The sequence below is a fragment of the Corallococcus sp. CA054B genome (assembly GCF_003611625.1).
Classification (GTDB): Bacteria; Myxococcota; Myxococcia; order Myxococcales; family Myxococcaceae; genus Corallococcus; species Corallococcus coralloides.
Genome location: NZ_RAVY01000315.1, coordinates 1 through 7100, shown reverse-complemented (window position 1 = coordinate 7100; position 7100 = coordinate 1). Strand labels below are relative to the sequence as shown.

The window sequence follows — 7100 nt, the reverse complement described above, 5'->3', positions numbered from 1 at the left end:
GCCCCTGCCCTTCGCGCAGCGCGACGCGGTGTGGACGGAGGCCGCGCCCGCGCCCGTGCGTCAGCGGCGCCAGCTGCCGGAGTGGTCGCTCGGCGGAGACCTGGCGCACACGTCGGTGCCGCGGCTGCTCAACGCCTATTACGAAGCGCGCCACCACGGCGAGCTGAAGCTGCGCCAGGGCACGGTGCTCAAGGTCGTCTACTTCGAGGCCGGCCGCGTGGTGTACGCCGCCTCCAACCTGGCCCCGGAGCGCTTCGGCCGCTTCTGCCTGCGCAAGGGCGCGCTCACGGAAGCGCAGCTCGCGGAGGCCGCGGGCTACGCGCGCGAGCACTCGCTGCGCACCGGCGACGCACTGCTCAAGCGCGGCCTCTTGAGCCCCAAGCAGCGCCGCCAGCTGCTGGAGGAGCAGGTGAAGGACATCCTCTGGTCCACCTTCGCGTGGACGGAGGGCGGCTACGGCTTCAGCCCCATGCGGCCGCAGCGCGCGGACCTGGTGCCGCTGTCGCTCTTCCCCGGCGACCTCATCCTGGAGGGCGTCACGCGCACGGAGACGCTGGTGGCGCTGCGCCAGCGCATGGCGCCCGGACGCCGCCTGTTCCCCGCGGCGGATCCGCCCTACGGCCTGCACGAGCTGAAGCTGGCGGGGCCCCAGGCGATGCTGCTCGCGTTCGCGGACGGCACGAAGACGGTGGAGGACCTGCTCGCCCTCACGGACCTGTCCGAGCGCGAGGCCCTGGCCACCCTGCGCGGCCTGGAGCTGTCCGGCGTGCTGGAGGAGCGTCAGCAGACGCCCAACCGCCGCCAGCGCATCAGCTTCGGGCTCTGACGCCCCGCCGGCGCCGCGCGGCCCACGCCAGCGCGCCCAGCCCGAACGCCGTCACGCCCGAGCCTCCACCGGAGCACCCGCAGCCCGACGTGGAGGCAGGCGGCGGCTCCGAGTGCGACACGACGACCTCGCGCAGCGACGCCGTGCCCGAGTACCGCAGCGGAGCCAGGAGCGCCGTGCGCACCACGTACGTGAGCTTCGCGGTCGCGCCCGCGGGCAGCGGCACCGGCGCCACCTCGAAGTGCTGCGCGGACTCATCCACCGGCGTCACCGGCTGGCCATTCAGCGTCATGCTCTGGGGCACCACCTGCGCGCCGGTGACGGTCTCCCGGTAGTGGATGGAGCTCACGTCGCAGGCGGTGTCGTTGCGCAGCGTCACCGTGACGCCCACCTGGCCGGAGTTGATGCCCTCCCCCGTCTCCGTGCGCCGCGCCACCGTCACGAAGGGCCGCGCGCCAATGCGCACCGCGTGCTCGCGCGACGCCCCGCTGGCGCCCTCGCCCGTGGCCGACACGTTCAGGGTGACGAGCTCGCCCACCAGGGACTCCAGCTGCGTGTCCACCGTGGCCAGCGACACCGAGTCCGCCTGGGCGACGAGTGACTCCATCTCCGGCCCCGCGGTACGGCCCCACTCCAGGTTCACCGCTGAGCAGGCCTCTTCCGGAATCGTCTGGCGCAGCGTGCCCCGGGCGCCCTCGCCGCAGGTGGCGATGAGCTCACCGCTCAGCTCGCCCAGCACCACGTCGCGCGCCTGCCGGTGGAAGTCCATCGTCACCTCCGGCGCCATGACGGAGCCCTCGTGCACGCGCGCGCGCACGGTGTAGTTGGCGCTGCCGCACGTGCCGGGCAGGTCCAGCACGAAGTCGCCTCCGCCTCCGGTGGCCGTCCACGTGTCGAACACCTGGGTGGGGTCGGCCGGGTCCTCCAGCGTCACCACCGTGGTGAGGGGACGCATGCCCGTGCAGTTGAGCGGCGGATCCGTCTTCACACGTCCGCGCAGCATGCGCTCCTCCGCCGGCTCCAGGTCCACCAGGGTCTGCACCGATTCCAGGGGCACCCAGCGCGGCTTCACCGTGGCCTCCACGTCGGACGTGGGGCTGTCCAGGACGAAGCCGTCCACGGTGATGCGGTTGAAGGCGCGCAGCTTCAGCTTCAGGGTCTCCACGCACGTCGCCCCGGCGAGCAGCACGGAGTTGCCCTCGACGGGCTCCTGGCCCACGGGGCGCCGGTTGTTCCCCTGGAGGGCCGTCACCGTCGCGTTCGAGGGGTTCTCCAGGACCGACCAGAACGTCGACACCGGCGGCAGCCCTGGCGTTCCGGGAGAGCCCCCGCACGGGTGGGTCTCCTGGGGAATCAAGGCCGCGCCGGAGAAGACGTCACGCGAGGCGCTGGTGAACGGAGCATCGGGGGGGCCCCAGGGGTGGAGCCGCACCGGGACCTTCGTGGGCTCCGAGGTGAGTGTGCCGTCGTCCGCGCGCACCTCGTAGTCGAAGGCGGCCATGCCCGGCTTGCAGCGGTCCTCGCGGGTGGAGGGGGGCGTGAACGTGGCCACGCCCGCGTTCTTCGCGAGCCTGGGTGCCCCGGGGGGCTCCGTCCAGGTGTACCCGACGGGCGCGCAGCCGGTGGCGCCCCGCGTGGCGGTGAAGGTGCCAGAGGGCCCTCCCATGAAGAAGTCGTTGCCCTCCCCATCCACCTGGGGCGCGCCAGGCTTGATGGAGTGGTTCAGCACCAGCTTCACCTCCTTCAACGTGTCGTGCGCGCGCAGGCCGTCGGAGGCCACCACGTCCAGGGAGGACGTCTCGGACGCGCAGATGCCCGAGGGCGCGGTGAGCGTCAGCTTGAGTCCGCTGTCCTCGCGCGAGTCGAGCGGCGACTGGACGACGGCGATCCGACTGCCCGGCGCACGCACCGTGGCCGACAGTCGCACCGCGTCCCCGTCCGGATCGCGCAGCCTGAACTCCACGTTCTGGGTCGTGCCCTCATCCACGCTGAGGGTGGGGGGCAGCTCGCCCACGCTGGGAGGGCTCGCGTTCCGGTAGACGAGGACGTTCTGCGCGGGCCCGTTGAGGATGGCCACGCAGTAGGACGCGTCCGCGCAGGCCATCCGCAACGCGGGATGGGGGATGCTCGTGGGCAGGTCCGTATTCTGCCGCCAGAGCGCGCCCGGGAGTGCGGGCGGAAGCGTCGGCTCCGCGCTGTATGCCACCACCTTGCCGTCTGACTTCTGCTTGAGGAGCAGCAGCCCGAAGCCCGTCCCGGCGCTGGAGCCGCTCGTCACATCCAGCGCGAGCGCGTCCACCGAACCCGGCGTCAGCGGAATGGGCTCGAACGGATAGGCGGCTCCGCCCAGCGTGCCTCGGAACAGACCCGAGTCGTTGCCGAAGAACGCGAGCGGCTGCTCCGGCGTCGAGCCCGGCAGGAGGACCACGCTCTGGGCCAGGTTCGGAGCAGCGATGCCCGCGGCGATGTAGGACACCGCGCTGGTGCCCCGGTACCAGAGGAAGTTCGCCTTCGCCGCGGAGACGGAGAACAGCGCCTGGGGTTGCCCATCCGACTGAGGGGCCAGCACCGCGAGATGCGGCTGGGCGCTCAGGTCCGGCAGCGGGGGCGGCAGGGTCCCCCACTCGGCCGTGCCTTCCTTCGGGAGCAGCGAGGTCCGAAACTGCGGTGTCTGCAAGGGCCCCTCGGCGGCGACGGCATACCCCACGCCCCCGTCGGCGGTAACGCGCACGGCCCTCACCGCGTAGTCGCTGCCGTCATTGGGGAACAGGCGCTTGTTGTCATCCGTGGGAGAGCAGCCCCCCACGCTCTGGAGCGTCCCGTCCAGACGGATGCCCACCACGCAGTTCGCTCCGCGCAGGAAGCTGCCCGCCATGCCCACGTTCAGGGTCGTCACGACGCCATCGCGCGACACGTACAGCTGACTGTCGGTCGCCACGGCGAAGAAGCCAGGCCGGAAGACGGTCACGTCCTTCGGGGTTCCCGCCTGGGTCCCGATGTGGGTCCACTCCGCGCGAGCCACTCCCGCGCACAACCCCAACCCCAGGATGATCCACCCGACTCGCACGTTCGACGTCCCTCTGCCCGGCGACTACCAGGCCACTTCCGCCCGGAGATAGAGGCGATCCGGAGCATCCTCCGATTCGGCCTCCAGACCCAAGCCGCTGAAGCCCAGGACGGTGTACCCCAGGGCCACCCGCAGGCGCTCGTCCAGCCGGTAAGCCACCTCTGGCCGGAGCGCCGTCAATCCCTGGTCGTCCGCCGCGGATGTACGCCGGGCCGCCTCCACCGCGACCTCCAGTCCACCCAAGAGCCGCACCGACGGACGCAGCGTGCCCGTCCACACCCAGCGCGAGGACTCGCCCAGGCTGGAGCGTCCGACGTGCAGGCCGGACGCCACGGAGAGCCGCTCGCCCAGCCGCACCGCCGGCATCAGCGACGCCGTCTGGAGCATCCGGTCCCCGAAGGCGAAGCGGGCGCCCGGGGACAGCTCACGCGTGAGGCCGTAGCGGGCCACCACCAGCCACGGGCCAGGCCGCCAGACGAGCGCCGCGAACCCTTCCGCGAACCGGGCCTCCAGCCCCTCCCGGCCCGCGGTGTGCGAGAAGTCCAGCCGTCCGGAGGCCGTCACGTCCTTCATCAGCTGGCCCTCCGCGGCCAGCGCCAGCACCACCTGCGTGCGGTCCACCGGGCCGGAGGCGCCGCGCACGGGAGTGCCCTCCTCATGGCGCAGTTCGGCGCGCACGTCCGCGCGGAAGCGCTCGCGCAGCCACTGCGCGGACACGCTGGCCACGTCGCGCGTGAGGTCGCTCTCGATGTCCAGCGGGTTGCGCACGCCGCGCTCGTAGCGGGCGCCCACGTTGAAGCCGCTCTGGCCCACCGCGTACTGGAAGCCCACGGCGCGGGCCCGGCGGATCGCCTGGGCGTCGTGCGCGCTCACGTCCTCCACGAACAGGGTGGTGCCGTCCCCCACCTCCGTGCGAGCCCCCGTCACCGCGCGGCCCAGGCCGAAGTCCGGCCCGTCCACGTCCACGGAGTAGCCGCCGTAGTAGGTTTCATTGCCGCGCCGCGCCCGCGCGTCCAGCCAGGCCTGCGGCCCCAGCTCCGGCCCCCAGCCGCCCTTCACGCCCACGGACGTGTCGTTGTCCAGGTTCACGGCCACGCCCGCGGAGGTGAACGTGTCGTTCATCCGGCCCGGGCCCGCGCCGCGCTCGTGCAGCCGCTGCCGGTGGCCCGCGGACACGGTGAGGCGGGACGTCAGCATGCGGGACACCGAGACGCCCAGGGACGTCCGGCCGCCTTCGCGCGCGGCGCCCTCGCCGGGCACCTCCGTGGCACGCAGCCAGCTGTCGCGCAGCTCCAGGCGCACGGTTCCTTCGTGGTGCTCATAGGCCACGGCGGCCCCCAGCGTGCGGGCGCCGAAGGGCGTGTCCTCGAAGGGCAGGCGCGGATCCGCCGAGCGCCGCTCGTCGCCCAGGAGGGTGAGCGACACCGGGCCCACGGGCTGGGTGACACGCAGGGACAGCTGCCGGAAGCGGGCCGCGTCCAGGTGCGCGCCATCGGAGAAACCCTTGGAGCGCTCGCGCCACACGGCAGCCACGGCGCCGCCGTGACCCGGCCCCAGGACGCCAGGGCCGCTCAGGCGCAGGGTCACCGCGCCGCCGTGGTCATCCCGCGTGGCCACCGGGCGGAGGAAGGACAGGCCGCCGTCGTCCGACACGCCGAAGACGGTGGGCTCCACCGCGATCCCCCGGCTGCTCGCGGCCTCCGCCAGGAGCGAGTAGCCCCACAGCTTCGTCTGCCCCCGTCCTGACAGGAGCTGGAAGGGAGCCCCCAGCCGGCGCTCGCGCACGGCGGCCAGTCCGACGGTGGAGTCGCGCCAGCGCGCCCAGGCCTCGCCGCCCACCGAGTCGCGAGGGTCGCCCGTGTGCAGCACGGCGTAGTCCACGACGAGCACCGGCTCCGGCGCCTCGGAGAGCGCGTCCGTGCGCAGGAGCGACGCTCCGATGAGGAACGACAGCGGGCGCGCGAGGAGAATGCGGCCGGCGAGGTAGTCGATGTCGTAGTCGCGGCCCCGGACGAGGTGCTGTTCGCCCAGCGGCAGACCGGTGACGCCGTCGCGCACCTCCACGCGCACCAGCTCGGAGCCCTCCGCCACGGTGCCGCCGCCCAGGTAGTAGAGGCTGCCGCCGGTAGCGATCAGCTCCTCGTGCGCAGGCGTCGCGGCCAGGCCTCGCGTGGGGTCCACCAGCCCGCCAGCAAACGCATCCAGCCCCACGCTCACGGGCCCCAGCTGTTCGCGCAGCTCCGCGTAGGGGCCGAAGAGCGGGCGGTGGTACCGGCCCACCTCGCGGTCCTGCAGGAGCGCACGGTAGGTGCCGAAGCCCGCGCGGCCGTACTGCTCGTGCCGCGCCTCCAGGCGCAGGCGCCCCTCCGCGGGGTTGGGGGTGAGGGACACGGAATGGTCGCCCCACTCCGCCGGAGCGAGGTCGGGGTCGGGCCAGCGGTCGAAGCGCTCGGGCCTCCGGGGACGCAGCCAGTCCGCGAGCGGCGCGTCGTCCAGCTGACGCAGGTCGGTGTCGGTCAGGTCCAGCTCACCCACCACCTGCACGGGCCCCAGCTGGGCCTCACCGTGGAGGGCGCCGCGCCCCCGCAGCCGGAAGCCCCCGCCGGCCGGGGCGAGGCTGGCCTCCACGTCGAGCAGGCCCACGACGAAGGGCTGGGAACGCGCTTCGACCGGCACGGACACGGCGATCGAGGGCCGCTGTGGCGGGGCCATCGAGAAGGGGACGGTGTTGCGTCCCGGCACGAGCCGCACGGGCAGGCGGACCTCGCCTTCGGGGCCCGCGACGAGCTGGGTGTCAGGGGTCGTCACCTGGGTGCCAGGGGTCACCTCCAGACGCAGGAAGGTGTCTCCCGCGGGCAGGGGCGCGTCCGGGGACAGCCCGCGCACGGCGCCCACGCGCACCTTCTCGCGAGGGATGACAAGGAAGCCGTGCTCACCGCGCCGGACCACGTCGAAGGACTGCTGGGCGAACTCCACCGCGCCATCGGGCGAGGTGGTGGTGATGGCGATGACGTTGTTCCGGGCCGGATACAGCAGCACGCTCGCGAGCCACGCGCCGGAGGCATCCACGGTCGCGTCCACGTCGCCCGCTTGGACCCGGTCACCTGGAGAGGCCTGGCCGCTGATGAGGAAGCGCAGGTTCCCGTGGTCGGCGGCGCGCGCCTCGGGAGGCCGGCCGGGAGCGGCGGTGGGGGCCTTGTGGGGGCG

Annotated in this window: 3 protein-coding genes; 1 reads left to right on the top strand and 2 read right to left on the bottom strand. The window is 73.4% G+C overall.

The window, feature by feature from the left end:
- Positions 1 to 826, top strand: an 826-nt coding sequence (locus tag D7V80_RS39550; RefSeq protein ID WP_120592952.1) for a DUF4388 domain-containing protein, incomplete at its 5' end; no start/stop codon positions are given.
- Here D7V80_RS39550 and D7V80_RS39545 read toward each other — a convergent pair.
- Positions 810 to 3893 carry a hypothetical protein gene (locus tag D7V80_RS39545; protein WP_147447374.1) on the bottom strand — a complete coding sequence of 1028 codons (3084 nt, stop codon included), beginning with the start codon at positions 3891 to 3893 and terminating at the stop codon, positions 810 to 812. The genes D7V80_RS39550 and D7V80_RS39545 overlap by 17 nt on opposite strands.
- Positions 3894 to 3917: 24 nt before the next feature.
- Positions 3918 to 7100 (bottom strand): flagellar motor protein (locus tag D7V80_RS42045; RefSeq protein ID WP_120592950.1); only part of this gene is annotated, 3183 nt, incomplete at its 5' end.